Annotated in this window: 18 protein-coding genes; 12 read left to right on the forward strand and 6 right to left on the reverse strand. The window is 70.1% G+C overall.

Translation table 11 applies throughout. From position 1 onward, the window contains the following. Position 1: 1 nt before the first annotated feature. The 3 genes from IF78_RS0106610 to IF78_RS0106620 all read right to left on the reverse strand — a co-directional run bounded on the left by IF78_RS0106610 (position 2) and on the right by IF78_RS0106620 (position 3,370). On the reverse strand, positions 2–1,537 hold the full coding sequence (locus IF78_RS0106610; RefSeq protein ID WP_031484059.1) for a fused MFS/spermidine synthase: 1,536 nt from the start codon (positions 1,535–1,537) through the stop codon (positions 2–4). A 131-nt stretch (positions 1,538–1,668) separates the two neighbouring features. Further along, positions 1,669–2,490, reverse strand: a complete 822-nt coding sequence (locus IF78_RS0106615; protein ID WP_031484060.1) for an SCO6745 family protein — start codon at positions 2,488–2,490, stop codon at positions 1,669–1,671. A gap of 49 nt (positions 2,491–2,539) precedes the next feature. Next, positions 2,540–3,370 carry an alpha/beta fold hydrolase gene (locus IF78_RS0106620; protein WP_107049908.1) on the reverse strand — a complete coding sequence of 277 codons (831 nt, stop codon included), beginning with the start codon at positions 3,368–3,370 and terminating at the stop codon, positions 2,540–2,542. Positions 3,371–3,640: 270 nt separating this feature from the next. On the opposite strand from IF78_RS0106620, the gene IF78_RS0106625 reads away from it, so the two are divergent. The 6 genes from IF78_RS0106625 (at position 3,641) to IF78_RS0106650 (ending at position 9,320) form a co-directional block, all read left to right on the forward strand. Then, positions 3,641–4,840 (forward strand): acetyl-CoA C-acyltransferase, encoded by a 1,200-nt coding sequence (locus IF78_RS0106625; RefSeq protein ID WP_031484065.1) that lies wholly within the window; start codon positions 3,641–3,643, stop codon positions 4,838–4,840. Further along, the gene (locus tag IF78_RS0106630) at positions 4,840–5,484 is read left to right on the forward strand and encodes an HAD family hydrolase (protein WP_031484067.1); all 645 of its coding nucleotides are present in this window, start codon (positions 4,840–4,842) and stop codon (positions 5,482–5,484) included. The genes IF78_RS0106625 and IF78_RS0106630 overlap by 1 nt, the downstream gene beginning before the upstream one ends. 95 nt (positions 5,485–5,579) lie before the next feature. Beyond that, positions 5,580–6,278 (forward strand): TetR/AcrR family transcriptional regulator, encoded by a 699-nt coding sequence (locus tag IF78_RS0106635; RefSeq protein WP_031484069.1) that lies wholly within the window; start codon positions 5,580–5,582, stop codon positions 6,276–6,278. A 141-nt stretch (positions 6,279–6,419) separates the two neighbouring features. After that, positions 6,420–7,238 carry an SDR family oxidoreductase gene (locus tag IF78_RS0106640; RefSeq protein WP_031484071.1) on the forward strand — a complete coding sequence of 273 codons (819 nt, stop codon included), beginning with the start codon at positions 6,420–6,422 and terminating at the stop codon, positions 7,236–7,238. A 68-nt stretch (positions 7,239–7,306) separates the two neighbouring features. Beyond that, the gene (locus tag IF78_RS0106645) at positions 7,307–8,536 is read left to right on the forward strand and encodes an acyl-CoA dehydrogenase family protein (RefSeq protein ID WP_031484073.1); all 1,230 of its coding nucleotides are present in this window, start codon (positions 7,307–7,309) and stop codon (positions 8,534–8,536) included. Position 8,537: 1 nt separating this feature from the next. Continuing rightward, positions 8,538–9,320 carry an SDR family oxidoreductase gene (locus tag IF78_RS0106650; protein ID WP_031484074.1) on the forward strand — a complete coding sequence of 261 codons (783 nt, stop codon included), beginning with the start codon at positions 8,538–8,540 and terminating at the stop codon, positions 9,318–9,320. A 29-nt stretch (positions 9,321–9,349) separates the two neighbouring features. On the opposite strand, the gene IF78_RS0106655 is transcribed toward IF78_RS0106650, so the two are convergent. Together IF78_RS0106655 and IF78_RS0106660 are read right to left on the reverse strand one after the other, a co-directional pair. Continuing rightward, positions 9,350–10,015 (reverse strand): TetR/AcrR family transcriptional regulator, encoded by a 666-nt coding sequence (locus IF78_RS0106655; RefSeq protein ID WP_199921417.1) that lies wholly within the window; start codon positions 10,013–10,015, stop codon positions 9,350–9,352. Next, positions 10,012–11,307, reverse strand: coding sequence for a PucR family transcriptional regulator (locus tag IF78_RS0106660; RefSeq protein WP_031484079.1), 1,296 nt, complete (start codon positions 11,305–11,307; stop codon positions 10,012–10,014). Before IF78_RS0106660 ends, IF78_RS0106655 begins: the two co-directional genes overlap by 4 nt. A gap of 188 nt (positions 11,308–11,495) precedes the next feature. On the opposite strand from IF78_RS0106660, the gene IF78_RS0106665 reads away from it, so the two are divergent. From IF78_RS0106665 to IF78_RS0106690, 6 genes are all read left to right on the forward strand, one after another. Then, positions 11,496–12,254 carry an ABC transporter ATP-binding protein gene (locus IF78_RS0106665; RefSeq protein WP_031484081.1) on the forward strand — a complete coding sequence of 253 codons (759 nt, stop codon included), beginning with the start codon at positions 11,496–11,498 and terminating at the stop codon, positions 12,252–12,254. Continuing rightward, the gene (locus IF78_RS0106670) at positions 12,251–13,048 is read left to right on the forward strand and encodes an ABC transporter ATP-binding protein (protein ID WP_051827531.1); all 798 of its coding nucleotides are present in this window, start codon (positions 12,251–12,253) and stop codon (positions 13,046–13,048) included. Before IF78_RS0106665 ends, IF78_RS0106670 begins: the two co-directional genes overlap by 4 nt. A gap of 5 nt (positions 13,049–13,053) precedes the next feature. Further along, positions 13,054–13,935, forward strand: coding sequence for a branched-chain amino acid ABC transporter permease (locus IF78_RS0106675; protein ID WP_031484085.1), 882 nt, complete (start codon positions 13,054–13,056; stop codon positions 13,933–13,935). After that, positions 13,932–15,080: a branched-chain amino acid ABC transporter permease gene (locus IF78_RS0106680; RefSeq protein ID WP_037639838.1), complete on the forward strand. Its 1,149-nt coding sequence runs from the start codon at positions 13,932–13,934 to the stop codon at positions 15,078–15,080. Before IF78_RS0106675 ends, IF78_RS0106680 begins: the two co-directional genes overlap by 4 nt. A gap of 5 nt (positions 15,081–15,085) precedes the next feature. After that, a complete protein-coding gene (locus tag IF78_RS0106685) occupies positions 15,086–16,363 on the forward strand; it encodes an ABC transporter substrate-binding protein (RefSeq protein ID WP_107049900.1) in 1,278 nt (425 codons plus the stop codon). 151 nt (positions 16,364–16,514) lie between these two features. After that, the gene (locus tag IF78_RS0106690) at positions 16,515–18,935 is read left to right on the forward strand and encodes a SpoIIE family protein phosphatase (RefSeq protein WP_031484089.1); all 2,421 of its coding nucleotides are present in this window, start codon (positions 16,515–16,517) and stop codon (positions 18,933–18,935) included. A gap of 15 nt (positions 18,936–18,950) precedes the next feature. On the opposite strand, the gene IF78_RS0106695 is transcribed toward IF78_RS0106690, so the two are convergent. Next, positions 18,951–19,283, reverse strand: coding sequence for a putative quinol monooxygenase (locus tag IF78_RS0106695; protein WP_031484091.1), 333 nt, complete (start codon positions 19,281–19,283; stop codon positions 18,951–18,953). Between the last annotated feature and the right edge of the window lie 22 nt (positions 19,284–19,305).

Consider the following 19,305-nt stretch of genomic DNA (forward strand, 5'->3'; position numbering starts at 1 on the left):
GTCACCGGCTGCTCCGTGGGCCGTAGGGCTGGAGGAGCTGGTCGACGGGTGCGTAGTCGTCGGTGAGGAGTTGGGCATCGCCGGTCCAGGAGGTGAGGTCGTCACCGGTGGCGATCTTCCAGCCGGTTTGGCGGGCGTCCAACGCGTTCTGAATCGCGCGTACCTCGACTGGGCGGTTGGAGGCGAGCACCACCAGATTGCCGCCCTCGGGGGTGCCGGTCCGGTCGAGGCCGATATCGGTGGGTTCGCCGACGAGGGCGACGTGCGCGAAGGTCTCGCCGAGGGTGGCTACTTCGGCCCGTGCGAAGGCCAGATCACCGTGATCGATGAGGTTGGCGACGTACAGGCCGTCCTCGGTGAGCACCCGCCGTATGTCAGTCATCGCTTCCACCGTGGTGAGGTGCCACGGCACACTCACGCCCCCGAAGGCGTCACCGACGACGAGGTCACGACTGCCGGTGTCCAGTCGCCGCAGTCCGAGCCTGCCGTCCTCGGCGCGTACGTCGATACCGGCTTCTGAACTCAGCCCGAGTTGGTCGCGGTTGACGCGTACGACCCCGCTGTCGATCTCGGACACAAGGCTGCGCGTCCCGGGCCGCGTGGCCGCGAGGTAGCGGGGAAAGGTGAGCCCGCCGCCGCCCAGGTGGTAGGCGGCAAGCGGCTCACCTTCCGGAAAGGCGGCATCGACCACCGACGCGATGGCGCGCACATACTCGAACTCCAGGAACGTCGGGTCGTTGACGTCGACGTAGGAGTGCCGCAAGCCGTCCAGAACGAGTGTGCGGCCGCTGCCCCGGTCGGGGTCGGCGACGACCCGTACGCAGTGATACTTGGTCTCCGTGTCGCAGCCACCGGGCGCGACCGTGGTGGCGAGGCCGCCGGCCATGACCACGAGCGCGAGGACAGGGGTGCCGGTCCACCCGCGCGTTCGCCACTCGACCAGCGCCGCGCCGACCACCAGCAGTGTTCCGAGGCCGATCAGTATGCCGCTGACCGGCAACCGCGATACGAGGACGAAGCCCGTGAGGACGGTGCCGACGATGGCGCCCACGGTGCCGACGCCGGACAGCCGGCCGACCACCGTGCCCGTCTCGGCGAGGCTGGTGAGCCGCAACTTGGTCACGATCGGCGTCACCGCGGAGAGCAGCGCGCCCGGCACGAGGATGGTCAGCGACGCGATCAGCAAGAGCACCGCTGGTGCCCACTCCGCAGTGGTGCGCAGCACGGCGGGGGTGAGCGCCACGACCGCTCCCGACACCCCGAGCGAGGGGCCCAGGAGCCGGCGTGGATTGACCTGGTCGGCGATGCGCCCACCCAGCCAGGATCCGACGGCGATCGCGGTGAGGGCGATGCCGATCACCATGGTGCTGGTCTCGAGGGTGAGGCCGAGGTAGGGAGCCAACAGCCGTAAGGCGACGATCTCGACCACCAGGACTGCGGCTGAGGACCCGAACACAAGAGCGGCAGCGGCCCGGGAACCCAGGCCGTAGTTGCCAGGCGTGCCCTCGGCGACAGACGAGGAAGACGATCCGGTCACGCGCAGCATCCTTGCACGCGGCTCATAGAGGCGAAGTCAGTTGTTCCCGATGAGACCCGCTGAGGTGACAGCGCGCTCCAACTGCGTACGGCCGGGCGCGTACTCGACGGCTGGTCATGGTCCGTGCCCGGTCAGCCGAGCTTGATGAGGCCGGCTCCGACGACAGCGCGGCCGAACGGGCCGGCGAGTTCGGCGAGACGTTCGCAGCCGCTGTCACCCAAGGCGGCGTAGGCGGGAAGGGCGAGGAGGTCGGTGCGGTCCTCGATGTGCCGGCGCAGGCGTACGCCTTCCGCGCTGAGGGCGTCGCCGTCGAGAAGGCCGCGCGTGCGCAGGCGCTCCTCGGCGTCGGCCCACTCTTCCTCGGGCCATGCGCGGCTCGCCTTGAGGAAGTCGACGGGAACCTCACCGGTGGCGGCGTGCAGAATCAGGGCTTCCAAGCCTCCGACGCCCTCGCTCAGCAAGCACGCGACATGGCCGTCTCCACGGAACTCCCGGAGCAGCGTCTGGGCGTGCCACAGCTGCAGTACCGGTTCCTCCGGCCAGGGCAGGGCGGCATGCGCGGCGAACAGCGGGCGGCCCTGGGGGTGTTCGCAGGCGGCCTCGGCGGCCTTGCGGGTCAGCGCCAGGACCTCGTCCAGCGCGGGCAACTCGTGGATTCCCGCCCGCCGCAGGGCCTCGCCGGCGGCGGCGTACCGAGCGTCCAGCACCTGCTGAGGCGTCGTCGCGTCCCAGGCTCCGGCGACCGCCTGCCGTACGAAATCGGGGTTGAAGTTGTAGAAGGTCGCTATGACCAGCTCGGCGGACGCCCGTCCGAACGCGGCACTTCTGGAGGCGAAGTACCCGGTGCGTCCGCTCAGTCCGAGGTCCGCGTACCGTCGCCTTCCCTCGGGGACGAAGTAGATCATGCCGTGCACGGGCTCGAGGCGGCGCCAGGCCGCGTGCGCTGTCTTCACGGGATCACCTTTCAGGGGTGCGTCGACGAACGGCGGTGTTCGCTGCGGTTCAGTACTCGGCGTGAGCTCGCAGATGGTCGAGCAGCAGGCGGCTCAGCGTTTCGGGCGCTTCCTCGGGGATCCAGTGGCTGACGCCTTGGAGGGTCTCGAACCGGTACGGCCCGTTGACCCACCGTCCGGTCTCCCTCGCGGCTGCCGTGCCGAACGCGCGGTCCTGCGTGCTCCAGACGTACAGGGTGGGCACCTCGATGACGCCGATCGCGCCGTCGGGGCGGCCGGCCCGGTACCAGTTCAGCGCCGCGGTGAGAGCACCCGGTTGGGACAGGTGCCGCACGTAGGCCTCGGCGCTGTCCTGCGGGACCTTCCCGGCGTAGAAGGCGCGTAGCTCCTGAGCGTCGTGGGCGAGCATGCGCTCTTCGGTCGCGGGTGTTTCGCGCCAGTCGATCATGTAGCGCGAGCGTTCACGCTGATCCTGGTCGGTGCGCAGAGTGGTGGCCAGAGCACCCGGGTGCGGGGTCGAGACAACCGTCAGGGTGCGTACGCGGCCAGGGTGGGCGTGCGCTGTCCACCAGGCCACCGCGCCTCCCCAGTCATGGCCGACCAGGTCGAACGCCGCCCAGCCCAGTTCCTCGGTGATGGCGACCACGTCGTCGACGAGCAGGCCGATGCGATAGTCCTCGGGCCGCTCGGGGCGGGCGCCGGGGGAGTACCCACGCTGATCCGGTGCCACCACTCGGTAGCCCTGCGCGGCCAGTGCCGTGATCTGCCGTTGCCACACCAGCCCCGTCTGCGGGAAGCCGTGCAACAGCAGCACCGGGCGGCCGTCGGGCGGACCGGCCGCGAACGCGTCGAACACACCTGCACCAGTGGAGATGCTCAGCTCGGCCACGGCCCACCCCATTCAAACCGACTGGTCGGTAGCCTCCAGTCAGGGGCCGGCGCTGTCAAGGTGCGAGCACGGATCGCCTGGGTTGAACATGACGCCGAATTCAACTATAACGAGCCCGAGGCCGACTCGCGTCACCCCCTGCGGCCATGGCTGATGTCATCGGTCGGCGAAGCAAGCGGTTCAAGCGGCCCAAGCGGTCAACGAGCAGTCACGGCGGCTCAGTTGGCGTACGGCACCATCAACAGGAAGCAGTGAGGTGACATGAGGGAAGCAGTCATCGTTTCGACGGCACGGACCCCGATCGGAAAGGCTTACCGCGGCGCGTTCAACGACACCCAGGCGCAGGAACTCGCCGCCCATGCCCTCTCGCACGCGGTGCAGCGCGCCGGGCTGGAGGGAGGCGAGGTCGAGGACGTCATCTTCGGCTGTGCCGTCCAGCAGGGGGCTTCCGGTTTCAACGTGGCTCGCCAGGCCGCTCTGCGTGCCGGACTTCCGGACGCCGTGTCGGGGATGACGATCGACCGGCAGTGCTCGTCGGGCCTGATGGCCATGGCGACGGCAGCCAAGCAGATCGTCGCGGACGGCATGCAGGTCGCTGTCGGCGGCGGTGTCGAGTCGATCTCCCTCGTGCAGAACGACCACATGAACACCCACCGCATGACGGATCCCTGGCTGGTCGAGCACCAGCCGGGTATCTACATGCCGATGTTGCAGACGGCGGAGATCGTCGCCGAACGCTACGGCGTGAGCCGGGAACGCCAGGACGAGTTCGCGCTGGTGTCGCAGCAGCGCACGGCGGCGGCGCAGGAGGCCGGCCGGTTCGACCGGGAGATCGTCGCGCTCAGCAGCGTCAGGAAGGTGCTCGACAAGCAGTCCGGGGAAGTGCGGGACGAGGAGGTCACCCTGACCCGGGACGAGGGCAACCGCGCATCGACGACGCTCGAAGGCCTGGCCGGGCTGGCGCCGGTGCTGCCCGACGGCCAGGTGAGCGCGCGCTCCAGCGTGACGGCGGGCAACTCCTCGCAGTTGTCGGACGGGGCCTCGGCCTCGGTGTTGATGGAGGCGAAGGAGGCCGAGCGCCGCGGCCTGGAACCGCTGGGCGTCTACCGGGGCATGACCGTCGCCGGTTGCGCGCCGGACGAGATGGGCATCGGTCCGGTGTTCGCCATTCCGAAGCTGCTGAAGCAGCACAATCTCACCATCGACGACATCGGCCTGTGGGAACTCAACGAGGCGTTCGCCTCCCAGGCGCTGTACTGCCGCGATGAACTGCACATCGACCCGGAGCGGTTCAACGTCAACGGTGGTGCGATCTCGGTCGGCCATCCGTACGGAATGACCGGTGCCCGCCTGGTGGGGCACGCCCTGATCGAGGGCAAGCGCCGAGGGGTCCGGTACGTGGTGATCTCGATGTGCGTCGGCGGCGGAATGGGCGCAGCCGGGCTGTTCGAGGTCGTCTGATGGAGACGGAGAGGCAGAAGGAGAAGGACCGAACCGCGGTCCTGGTGGACTTCGGCGGGGTCATCACCTCCAGTGTGCTGCGGGCCTTCACCGACTTCGGCGCCTCGCTCGGCGGCGACCCGCGCCTGCCGCTGGAGCTCCTCGCCCAGGACCAGCCCTCACGCACCCTCCTTGCCGACCACGAGTGCGGCCGTATCGACGCCGAAGCCTTCGAACACGGATTCGCCGAGCGCCTCCGCGCCCACGGCGCGGACGTACCGGCCGAGGGGCTCACGGCCCGGATGCAGGCGGGACTGTCGATCGATCAGGACATGCTCGCGCTGCTCGGTGAGCTTCGCGCCGCAGGCTGTCCCGTTGCGCTGGTGTCCAATTCGTTCGGAACCGGGACCTACGACGGCGTCGACCTCGCCGCCGTCGCCGATGTGGTCGTCATCTCCTCCGAGGTCGGGATCCGCAAGCCTTCCCGCCGGATCTACGCGATCGCCTGTGAACGCCTCGGCATCGCCCCCGAGGCGGCAGTCATGATCGACGATCTGCAGCAGAACCTCGACGGAGCGGCGCGTATCGGAATCGGGGGCGTGCTGCACACCAGTGCCGCCGACACCCGCCGCCAACTCGCCGAACGCTTCCGTATCACCACCTGACCCCCCGCTGAACCTCGGAGACCAGGACATCGACCGGCCCCGCCGGCCCCTGGGGGTTTATGACTATGGCGTCGGATTCAAGTAAAGTCCCGGGGATGGACACCACTGTGCCCGAGGAGACCGACAGCGAGGCCGCACCGCCTGTGGCGCCCTTCTCGCAGCTTCGCGAGCCGCCTACGACGCAGCGTGGGGCGCGGACACGGGCCGCGTTGGTGAAGGCCGCGCGGAAGGTGTTCGAACGGGACGGCTACCTCGACACCCGCCTCACCGACATCACCAAAGAGGCTCGATGCGCGGCGGGATCCTTCTACACCTACTTCGCCAACAAGGAAGAGGTGCTGGCCGCCGTCCTCCTGGAGGCACAGGAGGACATGATGCACCCCGGCACGGGCCGGGTGCAGGGCACCGACGATCCCTATGCCGTGCTCGAGGCGAGCAATCGCGCGTATCTCGCGGCATACAAGCGGAACGCGAAGCTGATGGCACTGCTCGAGCAGGTCGCACAAGTGGAGCCGGAGTTCCGGGAGTTCCGGAGGCGGCGCGGGGACGCGTTCATCCGCCGCAATGCCCGCGGCATCGCCGATCTGCAGGCGCGGGGCGTCGCAGACCGTGAGGTCGATCCGATGATGGCGTCCCGTGCACTGTCCGGCATGGTCAGCGTCATGGCTTACAACGCCTTCGTGCTCAGTGAGGAGCAAGAGCAAGAGGGAGATGCGCCGGTGGACTTCGAGGGACTCGTGACCACGGTCACCCGGCTCTGGGCGAACGCCCTGCGGTTCCCCGGCCACCGCTGATCCGCCTGCCTCGTAGCCGCTCAACCCCTGGGGTTGGGCGGCTTTCTCTTATCCTTCCGCGCAAGCAGGTATTGAACTTGACGTCGGATTCAATTATACAGTTCGGACGCACAGCACGCCCCGTCAACGGAGAGGGTTGCCGTGAACGTTGCACAAAGAGTCGCCATCGTCACCGGTGGGGGCGGTGGCATCGGCAGCGCGCTGGTCGCACGGCTGGCCCGTGAGGGTGCCCGGGTCGTCGTCGCGGACCTCGACCCGGAGGCCGCGCGGGCGGTGTCGCAGACGGTCAACGCCGATCATCCGGGCAGCACCGTCAGCGCCGGCGCCGACGTGTCGGACGGCGCCCGAATCCAGGAGCTGATCGACCTGGCGGAAAGCACGTTCGGCCCGGTCGACCTCTACTTCGCGAACGCGGGTATCGCCGGGGCACCCGGCCTCGACGCGGGCGAACCGGACTGGGACCTCTCGATCGACGTGAACCTGCGGGCCCACATCCGTGCGGCAAAGCTGCTGGTACCGGGGTGGCTCGAACGCGGCGAGGGCTACTTCGTCAGTACCGCATCGGCGGCCGGGCTGCTCACCCAGATCGGCTCCGCCACGTACGCCGTCACCAAGCATGCGGCCGTCGCCTTCGCCGAATGGCTGAGCGTCACCTACGGCGACCGCGGGGTCCGGGTCAGCTGTCTGTGCCCGATGGGCGTGAACACCAGGATGCTGACCTCCGGGGAGGACTCCGGGGACGCCCTGGGAAGAGCGGCGACGCGAGCCGTCACCTCCGCCGGTGACGTCCTGGAGCCGGCCGAAGTCGCCGACGCCGTGCTGGCCGCGATCGAGGACGAGCGCTTCCTGATCCTGCCGCACGAAGACGTTCTCGAGATGTACCGGCAGAAGGGCTCGGACTACGACCGGTGGCTGCGCGGAATGCGCCGCTACCAGAGGTCCCTGCTGGCGCAGCCATGACCGGTGTGCCGGGCGAGCCTTCCACGCCGCCCGCCCCGAATTTCCCTCCCTCTCTGTAAGGAGTTCGTATGTCCCTGTTCGAGACCTCGGACCGCGCCAAGAAGTACCGGGCGGATCTGCTCGAGTTCATGGACGAGCGCATCTACCCCGCCGAGGCCGTGTACCACGAGCAGATGAGCGCGTCGGGTGACCCGCACTTCCACCCGCCGATCATCGAGGAGCTCAAGGCGGAGGCGCGCCGGCGCGGACTGTGGAACCTCTTCCACCCGCACCCGGAGTGGGGCCCGGGGCTGACCAACCTCGAGTACGCGCCGCTGGCGGAGATCATGGGGCGCAGCCACATCGCCTCCGAGGCGTGCAACTGCAACGCTCCCGACACCGGCAACATGGAGGTGCTCACGCTGTTCGGCAGCGACGAGCACAAGGAGAAGTACCTCAAGCCCCTCCTCGAGGGAACGATGGCCTCGGCCTTCGCGATGACCGAGCCGCGTGTCGCCAGCTCCGACGCCACCAACATCGAGCTGCGGATGGAGCGCGACGGCGACGAGTACGTGCTCAACGGTCGCAAGTGGTTCGCGTCCAACGCCCTGCACCGCAACTGCAAGGTGCTCATCGTCATGGGGAAGACGGACCCCACCGCTGCCCCGCACCGGCAGCAGTCGATGATGGTCGTCCCGATCGACGCCCCCGGAATCACGGTGATGCGCGGTCTGCCGGTGTTCGGCTACCAGGACCGTGAGGGGCACGCCGAAATCGACTTCGCCGACGTACGGGTGCCGGCCAAGGACGTGCTCAAGGGCGAGGGCGAGGGTTTCGCGATCAGCCAGGCCCGGCTCGGGCCCGGTCGTATCCACCACTGCATGCGGGCCATCGGCGCGGCCGAGCGGGCGCTGGAACTGATGTGCCGGCGCGCGCAGTCACGGGTGACCTTCGGCAGTCCGGTCGCCGAACGGTCCAACATCCAGGACTGGATCGCGGAAGCGCGGATCGACATCGAGATGATCCGCCTGCTCACGCTCAAGGCCGCGTATCTGATGGACACCGTCGGGAACAAGGAAGCGCGTACCGAGATCGCGGCCATCAAGGTGGCCGCCCCGAACATCGCGCTGAAGGTCGTCGACCGCGCGATCCAGGTGCACGGGGGAGCGGGAGTGACCGACGACTTCCCGTTGGCGTTCATGTACGCGGGTCTGCGGACGCTGCGGCTGGCGGACGGTCCCGACGAGGTCCACAAGCGGGCCATCGCCAAGCAGGAACTGCGGCAGTACCGCGACGAGGCCGCGGCGGCGGTGAACTGAGATGGCAGGACTCGATCTCACCGGCCGCACCGCTGTGGTCACCGGCGCCTCGCGCGGCATCGGGCTGGCGATCGCCCGGGCCCTCGCCGCCGCCGGGGCGAACGTCGTCCTCACCTCCCGCTCCCAGGAGGCGGCGGAGGCCGCCGCGGCCCAGGTCGGGGGCACAGCGGTCGGTGTCGCTGCGCACGCGGTCGACGAAGAGGCGGCCCGGCGCTGTGTGGATCTGACGCTCGAGCGTTTCGGAAGCCTGGACATCCTCGTCAACAACGCGGGCACCAACCCGGCCTTCGGACCGGTCATCGACCAGGACCACGGCCGGTTCGCCAAGACCTTCGACGTGAACCTGTGGGCTCCCGTCCTGTGGACGGGGCTGGCCACCCGCGCCTGGATGGGCGAGCACGGCGGTGCGGTCGTCAACACCGCGTCGGTCGGCGGCATGGCCTTCGAGGCGAACATCGGCTTGTACAACGCGTCGAAGGCCGCGCTGATCCATCTTACGAAGCAACTGGCCCTGGAACTCTCGCCGAGGGTTCGCGTCAACGCGGTCGCACCGGGCGTGGTGCGCACCAAGCTGGCCGAGGCGCTGTGGAAGGAGCACGAGCAGAGGGTGTCCGCCTCGACGGCACTCGGGCGCATAGGGGAGCCCGCCGACATCGCCTCGGCGGTCGCCTTCCTCGTCTCCGACGCCGCGAGCTGGATCACCGGCGAGACGATGGTGATCGACGGTGGGCAACTGCTCGGTGACGCGCTTGCGTTCAGGCAGGGAGCCGCCATCGGTGCCTAGACCGGACACCGTGAGCACCGCCCGGTGATTCAGCCGGGCGGTGCCGACAGATGGATCAGGATGCCGCACACCTCGTCCACGATCTCCCGGGCCTCCGTCTCGTCCCCGCAGTCGCCCAGCTCACGCGCCGCCCCTCCGATGACGGTGGTCAGTACGCTCACCCGGACCCGGCCGGCGCGTTGCCGCTCGTCCACCTTCAGGAGTCGGGCGTTACGGCGTACCCACGCACGGTCCCACTGACGGCGCAGTCTGTCGAAGCCCGCCGGGCCGTCGTCCTCCGCGAGGAGCTTGGCGAGCCGCCGGTTGTCCCAGGCGCCTGCCAGATATGCCCTGGCTCCCGCCACGAAGAGGGCGACGGGATCGTCCACGCCACGGCCGCGCTCGGCGGTCAGCGTGGCCGCGGTCCGGCGCTCCTGCTCCTCGCGGAACTCCTCCCAGAGGGCGAGATAGAGCCCCCGCTTTCCGCCGTAGTGCTGGAAGAGGCTGCCCACGGGGATGCCGGAGCGCGCCGCGATCTCGCTGAGGCCGGCGTCGGTGTAACCGCGCTCGGTGAACACCTCCAGCGCGGCGTCCAGCAGCGCACGCCGGACAGAGCGGTCCTCACCGCCGCCACTTTCCGACGGGCCCAAGTTCCCCTGCTCCTCCGGCAGTTGACGTGCCCTCTCGGTGCCGGCGGATTCAACGATGCCGCTCACGGGCCGTCCTCACCTTCCCCGGCCCCGTCGCGGATGGCGAGGGCGACCAGCAGTTCCAGGAGGTCGGCGATCCGGCGCGGATTGCGGCCGGTGCGTTCCTCGATGCGGCGCAACCGGTAGTGCGCCGTGTTGTGGTGGATCCGCAGCCGGTCGGCGGCCAGCCGCAGATTGAGATCCGCCTCCGCGAAGGCCCGAATGGTGGCGGCCAGCGTGTCGCCACGTCTGCGGTCCTCCTCCAGCAGCGCCCGCACCCGGCAGTCGACCAGCTGGCGGGCGAGATCGTCGGCGCGCAGCGCCAGGTAGTCGAAGGGGGACAGCCGCGGCAGCGCCGCCACCCCGCCCCCGCTCGGCACCAGGTCGAGGGCGGCCCGCGCCTCCGCGTAGGCGCGCGGCAGTTCGGCAGCGCCCTGTGCGACGGTGCTGATGCCCATGGAGAGCATCGTTCCGTCCCGCGCGAGCCGCCGCTGCACGGCCTCGAAGTGGGCGCAGATGTCCTCCGCGTTCATGCCGGCCCGTACCACGGGCACGGTCACCACCTCACCGTGGCGCACGACGACCAGGGTTCTGCCGGCCCAGGGCCCGGCGACACTGATCGACGCGCTGGTGGCGTACCCGTGCTCGGCCGAGGTGAGGTCCCCGGCGCCGGTGGTGTCGACGCACACCGCCACGACCGCCATCATCGGCGAGCGCGGTCCGATGCCGTACGCCTGCGCCGCGGCGAACAGCGGACCTCGCGTCGGTGCCGCGCCGGTCAGGAGATGGTCCAGGAGATCGCGGCGTTCCCGGTCCGCGTCCGCCACCACGTGCTGCTGGTACTCGACGTAGGCCTGCGCGGCATGCGTGCTGGCGAAGTCGACGTACCGCATCAGCGGCGTGACCAGGGACAGCGCGGCCTGCTGGGCCTCGGCGGACGTGCCCGCGCAGTCCAGCAGCGCGTCCCACAGCACCTGCCGGCCCACGCGGAAGGCACTGATCCAGTCCTCCAGGGCGAACCCCGCCCGTGCCCTGCGCATCGCTGCCGCGCGGCTGAACACCAGGTCCTCGGGCGCGATGTCCCGGTCGCCGGCCAGCGCCGCCAACTGCATCCGGTAGTGCTCCAGCACCTGCTCCCGTACGTCGTCGAAGAACCGCTCGTCCTGGAGTGCGTACGACGGGATCTCCGCGCGCATCACCTCGACGGCGGTCTCCGCCACCTCCTCGATCCGGTCGTGGACGGTGTGCAGGATCCGCCGCCGCTCCCGGCGGAGCGGTTCGGAGAGTCGGGGGGTGCCCGGAGCGGGACCGCGAGGCATGGCGCCGATCGTCGCCGCCCGCCTCGTGCTCCGTCAACAGGCCCGGGGTGGGACATCCGCGGGGACCTGTGCGCGGCGCACAGTCCGGCGGCCCGGAAGTTGGGTGCTCGCACCCAATGTGCGCCCGGAACACCCCCACCTACTGTGACGCTCGCCCACCCCCCAGCACGTCGGAAAGGGCGTCACTCATGCTCGCGGTCGACGGTATCAGCGTGCGTTTCGGCGGGATCACGGCACTGGACGGTGTCGGGTTCACCGTCGAGCCGGGCACCGCCGTAGGGCTCATCGGACCGAACGGAGCCGGCAAGACCACCTTGTTCAACTGCCTCACCAGGCGCTGCACCCCCGACGCGGGAACCGTGCGGTTCGAGGGTGAGGACCTGCTCGCCCTTCCACCGCACGCCGTGGCCGGGCGCGGCATCGCCCGCACCTTCCAGAACCTCGGCCTGTTCCCGCGGCTCACGGTCCGGGAGAACGTCATGGTCGGCGCCCACAGCCGGGGGCGCACCGGACACGTCGCCGCGGCGCTCCGGCTGCCCCGCGTCCGGCGGGAGGAGAGGGAACTGCGCGACCAGGCGGACGACCTGCTACGGCGACTCGGCCTGGCGGACGTCGCCGACCACCCCGCCTCCGGGCTGCCGTTCGGCACGCTCAAACGCGTCGAACTCGCCAGGGCGCTCGCGGTACGGCCCCGGCTGCTGCTGCTCGACGAACCCGTCAACGGACTCAGCCACGGCGAGGTCGGCCACTTCGCGGATCTGGTCCGGTCGGTGCGTGAGGACTTCGACCTCACCCTCGTGGTGGTCGAACACCACATGGGGTTCGTGATGGGCCTGTGCGACAAGGTGGTCTGCCTCGACTTCGGCCGCAAGATCGCCGAGGGCTCGCCGGAGGAGATCCAGCGCAACGGTGCGGTCATCGAGGCGTACCTGGGGGTGGCCGCATGAGCGAGCCCACCACAGAGCGCACCGAGGCCGCGGAGGGTGCGGAGCAGCCGGACTTTCTGAAGGTCACGGACCTGCACGCCGGATACGGCCAGGCCCGCGTCCTCCAGGGCCTCGACTTCTCCGTCGCCCGCGGCGAGGTGTGCGCGATCCTCGGGCCCAATGGAGCGGGCAAGACCACGACGCTGCGGGCGCTGTGCGGCATGGTCCGCGGCCGTGGCTCGGTCACCTTGAACGGTACGCAGCTGCTGGGCCGCTCGCCCGAGCAGGCCGCCCGGCTCGGCGTGGCACACGTGCCCGAGGGCCGGGGCACCTTCAACGACCTGACCGTCGAGGAGAACCTGCGCGTCGGCGCCCACCTGCGCTCGCGGCGCCGTGCCGAGCGTGCGGCCGTGGCGGCCGACCTGGAGCGGATCTACGGCTACTTCCCCAAGCTGCGCCAGCGCTCGCGGCAGGCCGCCGGCAGCCTCAGCGGCGGGGAGCAGCAGATGCTCGCCATCGGCAGGGCGCTGATGCTGCGGCCCTCGCTGCTGCTCCTGGACGAGCCGTCCCTGGGGCTCGCGCCGCTGGTCACCCGCGAACTGTTCGAGATCGTCCGTGCAGTCAACGAGGAGGAACGCACCACCGTGGTCGTCGTCGAGCAGAACGCCCAGCTCGCGCTGGACATCGCGCACCGGGCGCACGTACTGGAGGCCGGCCGCCTGGCGCTGTCCGGACCGGCCGCACAGATCCGCGAGGACGGGCAGGTCGCCGAGGTCTACCTCGGTGTCTCCGTCAGCGCCCGGAAGACCGGGTGAGCGCCATGACCGAACTTCTCCAGCAAGTGGTGGAAGGACTGGGCTCCGGCGCGGTGTACGCCAGCCTGGCGCTGGCCCTCGTACTGATCTACCGGTTCACGGGGATCGTCAATTTCGCGCAGGGCGAGCTGGCCATGCTCTCCACGTACGTCGCCTGGCAGCTGGTGGCCTCCGGGATGCCGTTCTGGCTGGCGCTGCCGGTCACCCTCGCGGTGTCCTTCGCCGGCGGCATGCTGGTCGAGCGGATCGTCATCCGTCCCGTGCAGGGCGCGCCCGAGCTGACGGTCGTCATCGTCACGGTCGGCCTGTTCATCTTCGTCAACGCGCTGGCCGGCCTGATCTGGTCGTTCACCGTGAAGGACTTCCCGCAGCCGTTCCCCGACGGCGGGCTCGACCTGGCCGGGGTGCGCGTGGACTGGTCCACGCTCGGGATCATCGGCGTGGTGGCCGTCGTGATGGGCCTGCTGTACCTGCTGTTCCAGCACACCCCCATCGGCCTGGTGATGCGGGCGGCCGCCTGCAACCCTGCCTCCGCCCGGCTGTCGGGCATCCGGGTGAACCGGGTCCTGATGCTCGGCTGGGGGCTGGCCGCGACGGTCGGCGCCGTGTCGGGCGTCCTCGTCGCCCCGCTGCTGTTCCTGGAGCCCAACATGATGGGCGGCGTGCTGATCTACGCCTTCGCCGCGGCCACCCTCGGAGGCTTCGACAGCCCGGTCGGCGCGGTCGTCGGCGGCCTGTTCGTCGGCGTCGCCGAGACCCTGACCGGGGCGTACGTCGACGTCATCGGCGCCGATCTGAAGGTGGGCGTCCCCCTCGTGATCATCCTGGCGGTGCTGCTGGTGCGACCCCAGGGCCTGTTCGGACGAGCGGCGGTGGAACGCGCATGAGCACGATCACCGCCACCCTCGGCACGGACCGCGCCCGGCGCCTGCGGGCCGCGCTCACCGTCCTGCTCGCCGCGGCGGTCGCCGTCGGCGCACCGTTCTACTTCGCCCCCTTCCAGGTCTTCCAGCTGACCATGGTGCTGCTGTACGCCGTGGCGCTGGCGGGACTGAACCTGCTGGTCGGCTTCGGCGGGCAGATCTCGCTCGGGCACGGCGCGTTCTTCGCGGCGGGCGCCTACACGGCGGCGGTCATGCTCGACCAGTACGACACCGGCCACCTGGCCACGCTGCCGGTCGCCGCAGCGGGATGCTTCCTGCTGGGCCTGGGATTCGGAGTGCCCGCTCTGCGGCTGCGCGGCCTGTACCTGGCCCTGGTCACCCTCGCGTTCGCGGTGTTCCTACCGCCCCTGCTCAAGCGGCTCGAACCGGTGACGGGCGGCTCCATGGGCCTGACCGTGGACAAGCTGCAGCCGCCCGCGTGGAGCGGCCTGGCCGAGGACCAGTGGGTATACCTCGTGGTCCTCGCCGTCACCGCGGTGGCCCTGCTGCTCGCCCGCAACCTGCTGCGCTCCCGGGTCGGCCGGGCACTGCTCGCCGTACGGGACAACGAGAGCGCCGCCGAGGTCATGGGCGTACGGCTGTCGCTGCACAAGACCCTCGCCTTCGCGTGGAGCGCGATGTTCGCGGGTGTCGCCGGGTGTCTGTACACCTGGGTGATCGGCTTCGTCTCGCCCGACTCCTTCAGCTTCGTCCTGTCCATCACGCTGCTGGCCGGGCTGGTGGTCGGAGGGCTCGGCTCGCTGTACGGGCCCCTGCTGGGGGCGGCGTTCGTGATGTACGTGCCGAGCGTGTCCCAGGACGTCAGCGAGGCGGCACCGGGAGTGGTGTTCGGCCTGCTGATCATCACGGTGATGTTCGTGGCCCCGACGGGATTGGCCGGTCTGCCGGGCCGGGTCCGGGCCGCCGTCGCCCGCCGCCTGCCCCGCCCCGCGGCCGCCCCCGACCGGACGCCCGAGGCCGCATCCGCACCGGATGCCAAGCCGGAGTCCCAGTCCGCATCCGAACCCTCCGCGACGGACACCCCCGCGGATCCCGCAGTTGCCGATGCCGAACCCGTGGGCGCACCGCCCCGCACGGAAAAGGAATGACTCACATGCGCAAGACCACCGCTCTGCGCGCGGCTGCCGCCGCGGCCGCAGCTCTGCTCACCGCGACCGCCTGCAGCAGCCAGCGAGGGCAGGACTCCCAGGACACCGCAGCCGACGGTGCCTGCAAGGGCCAGCAGACCACCGGCATCACCGACAAGACCATCAAGCTGGGCGGCATCTACCCCCTGTCGGGACCTGCCTCGGCCTACGGCACGATCAGCAAGGGCGTGACCGCGTACTTCGACCACGTCAACGACAAGGGCGGCATAGACGGCCGCAAGGTGGAGTTCATCGTCCGCGACGACGGCTACCAGCCGCCCAAGGCGGTCGAGGAGGCCCGCAGACTGGTCGAGCGGGAGAAGGTCTTCGCCGTGTTCCAGAACCTCGGCACCCCGTCCACGGCAGCCGTCTGGGACTACCTGAACAAGCAGAAGGTGCCGCAGCCCTTCGTCGCCACGGGCGCCTCTGTCTGGGGTACGGACGACAAGCACCCCTGGACCATCGGCTGGCAGCCCAACTACGTGTCCGAGGCACGGGTGTACGCAAAGTACCTCAAGGACGAGAAGCCGAAGGCCGAGGTCGCGGTCCTCTTCCAGAACGACGACTTCGGCAAGGACCTGCTCGGCGGGTTCAAGGAGGCCGTCGCCGGCAGCGGCGTCAAGGTGGTCGCCGAGGAGAGCTACGAGGTGACCGACCCGTCCGTCTCGGCGCAGATGACGAGCCTCGCCCGGTCCAAGGCGGACGTGCTGCTCAACATCACCACGCCCAAGTTCGGCAGCCAGGCCCTCGCCGCCGATGCCAAGAACACCAAGTGGAACCCGCTGCACATCGTCAACAACGTGTCCTCGTCCGCCACGGTGCTCCAGCCGGTCGGGTTCAAGAACGTCCAGGGCGTGGTCTCGGCGACGTACTTCAAGGACCCCGCCGACCCGCAGTGGGCCGACGACCCGGAGATGAAGGTGTACAAGGACGCGCTGCACAAGCACGTGCCCGACTCGGACCCGGCCAACCAGTTCAACGCCTACGGCTGGGCCGCCGCCTCCAGCCTGCACAAGGCGCTGGACGCGATGAAGTGCCCGACCAGGGAGGGGCTGCGGGACGCGGTGCGCAACCTGAACGACGTGAAGGTGGACATGCTGCTGCCCGGGGTCACCCTCTCCACCGGGCCCGACGACGCCTTCCCGATCGAGACGATGCAGCTGATGCGGTTCAAGGGCGAGCGGTGGCAGCTGTTCGGCAAGCCGGTCGACACCCGGAAGGAGTTCGGCCCGCTCGCCAAGTGAGCCGGCGGGGGCGGCCCCGGTCGAGGCCCTGACACCTCGGGACCGCCCCCGCTCCGTCACCGGTGCCCGCCACGCCGTACCTCGCGGCGGGCGAGCCCGCGGCCTCACCGGGTTCAATGGGACAAAGTGGTGTCCAGCGGTGGAGAAGCGGATGACGGAGCTCAGCGAAAGCCACGACGATCCGTTCGCCCCGCACCTCGCCGCCCTGGCGGTGCTCGACGACCGGGGAACCGTGGTCGGATGGAACCGGCGGGCCCAGGAACTGCTCGGCCATCCGGAGACAGCCGTGATCGGTCGTCCGGCGTTCGAGGTCCTTGTCGATCCCCGCGATCTGCCGGCGGTCAGGGACGCCGCGGCGAGCTGCAGGAGAGACAGCGGCTGGTTCGGGGTGCTCAACGTGCGGCACCGCGACGGGCGGCTCGTGGAGATGGGGCTCAGGGCCCAAGCGCTCTCCCGCGACGGCCACAGCCGCGAGTGGTTTCTCGCCGGAGCACTCGCGGTCGACGTCCTGGAGTGGCAGAGGGACCGCGCGGTGCTCGACGGGTTGTACCGCCGGTGTCCGATCGGCCTGGTCGTCCATGGCCCCGACCTGAGGCTTCTGAAGGTCAACCGGGCCATCGAACGCTTCAGCGGCGTCCCGGCGGCGGAGTTTCGAGGGCTGCCCACCGGCTGTTTCCTCGTCCCCGACGACGCACGCAGGGCCATGGACCGGGTGCGGCAGGTGATGGAGACCGGAAGGCCGACGGTCTACTCCGAGCAGTTCGTTCGCCTGCAGTGGGATCCGGCACGGGAACGGGTCGCGATGGTCTCCTCCTTCCCGATGGAGGACGCGTCCGGCCGCGTCCTGGGTGTGGCCGAGATGATCGAGGACATCACCGAACGGCACCGGGCCCAGCGTCGGCTCGCGCTCCTCGACCAGGCCGGCAGCCGTATCGGAACCACCCTTGACGTGGCGGAGACCGCCCGGGAACTCGCCGAGGTGATGGTGCCTCACCTCGCCGACCACGCGTCGGTGGACCTCCTTCGGCCGGTGACGTGCGGTGGGGAACTGGCGCAGGCGCTGGCAGAGCCGGTGGTCCGCCTGGGCGTCTGCAGCGTCGGCGCCCAGCAGGCCGGCCCGCCCCATCCCCAGGGCGAGCCGGTCGAGTTCGGGCCCGACACCCCCCAGGCCAGATGCCTGGCCGAAGGACGGCCCGTCCTGGAACCGGTTCTCCCACCCGACTGGTTCTCGAAGGAAGGCCACCAGGGGGCCCACGCCCCGGCCCTGGCCGCTCACTCGTTGATCGTGGTCCCCGTGGCCGCACGAGGCCTGGTGCTGGGCGTGATGACCTTGTGGCGTTCACGCCGCCCCGATCCCTTCGAGGCGGACGACCTCACCCTCGCCCAGGAACTCGCCTCGCGCGCCGCCATCGCCATCGACAACGCCCGGCGCTTCACCCAGCAGCAGCAGACCGCGTTCACCTTGCAGAGCAGCCTGCTGCCCCGGACGGTCCCGGACCAGTCGGCCGTCGAGGTGGCCATGCGCTACTTGCCCGCCAGCGCGGCCCCGGGCCTGGGCGGCGACTGGTTCGACGTCATCCCCCTGTCCGGGGCCCGGGTCGCCCTGGTCGTCGGTGACGTGGTGGGACGCGGCATCCACGCCGCCGCCACCATGGGCCGACTGCGTACCGCCGTACACACCCTCGCCAGCCTCGACCTGGAACCGGACGAGGTCCTCTCCCGCCTGGACGACCTGGTCGACCTCCTGGCGGCCGAACAGGAAGCAGCCGGCGAACGGCCCGTGGGGGAGCAGGTCGTCGGGGCCACCTGCCTGTACGCCGTGTACGACCCGGTCTCCGGGCGGTGCTCCATGGCCCGCGCCGGCCACCCGCCGCCCGTGGTGACCGCTCCGGACGGGCGGGTGGAGCTGCTGGACCTGCCGGCCGGCCCACCGCTCGGCCTGGGCGGCCTGCCGTTCGAGGCCCGGGACGTCGAACTGACCGAGGGAAGCCTGCTGAGTCTGTACACCAACGGGCTCATCGGCGAACGCCACATCGATGCCGACGTCGGCCTGACCAAGCTGTGCGCAGCGCTGACCCACCCCGCCGACGCGCTGGAACGGACATGCCAAGCGGTGGTCGACTCGCTCGTGCCATCGCGCCCCGGCGACGACGTCGCTTTGCTGATCGCCCGCACTCGCACGCTGCCACCGGACGATGTCGCCTCCTGGTGTCTGCCACCGGAGCCTGAAAGCGCCGCCCGCGCCCGGGCCCTGACCTCCGCCCAGCTGACCGAATGGGGTCTGGAGCACTTGGCGTTCACGACTGAGCTGATCGCCAGCGAACTGGTCACCAACGTCTACCGCTACGCCAGTGGCCCCGCGACCTTGCGCCTGATCCGCGAACGGTGCCTGGTGTGCGAGGTCAGCGACACCAGCCACACCTCACCCCACCTGCGCCGCGCCCGCACCACCGACGAGGGCGGGCGCGGCCTGTTCCTGGTGGCCCAGATGGCCGAGCGCTGGGGCACTCGGTACACCCGCGAGGGAAAGACGGTGTGGACCGAACAACCCCTGGCCGGGACGTTCACCTGACCGTCTCGGGCCTTGCTACTCCTGGCCGGGGACCGCCATCTCCCCCAGCAGCGACCAGTCGTGCTGCGGAACGTTCATGTTGACGATGCGCGGCGTCTCGACCAGATGGGGCGGCAACGTCTGCTGCGCCGCCTTGAAATGCGCGGACTGCACATGCGCTGCCCCGGCCTCGTCGTCGCGGAACGCCTCGACCAGGACGTACTCCGTCGGGTCCTCCACACTGCGCGACCAGTCGAACCACAGGCAGCCCGGCTCGGCGCGCGTGGCCCGGGTGAAGTCGGCGGTGATCTCGGGCCAGCGGTCGGCGTGCTCGGGACGGACTCGGAACTTGGCGGTGATGAAGATCATGAGGGTTCCTTCGGTGATGCGT

This window comes from Streptomyces bicolor, from assembly GCF_000719285.1.
Taxonomy (GTDB): domain Bacteria; phylum Actinomycetota; class Actinomycetes; order Streptomycetales; family Streptomycetaceae; genus Streptomyces; species Streptomyces bicolor.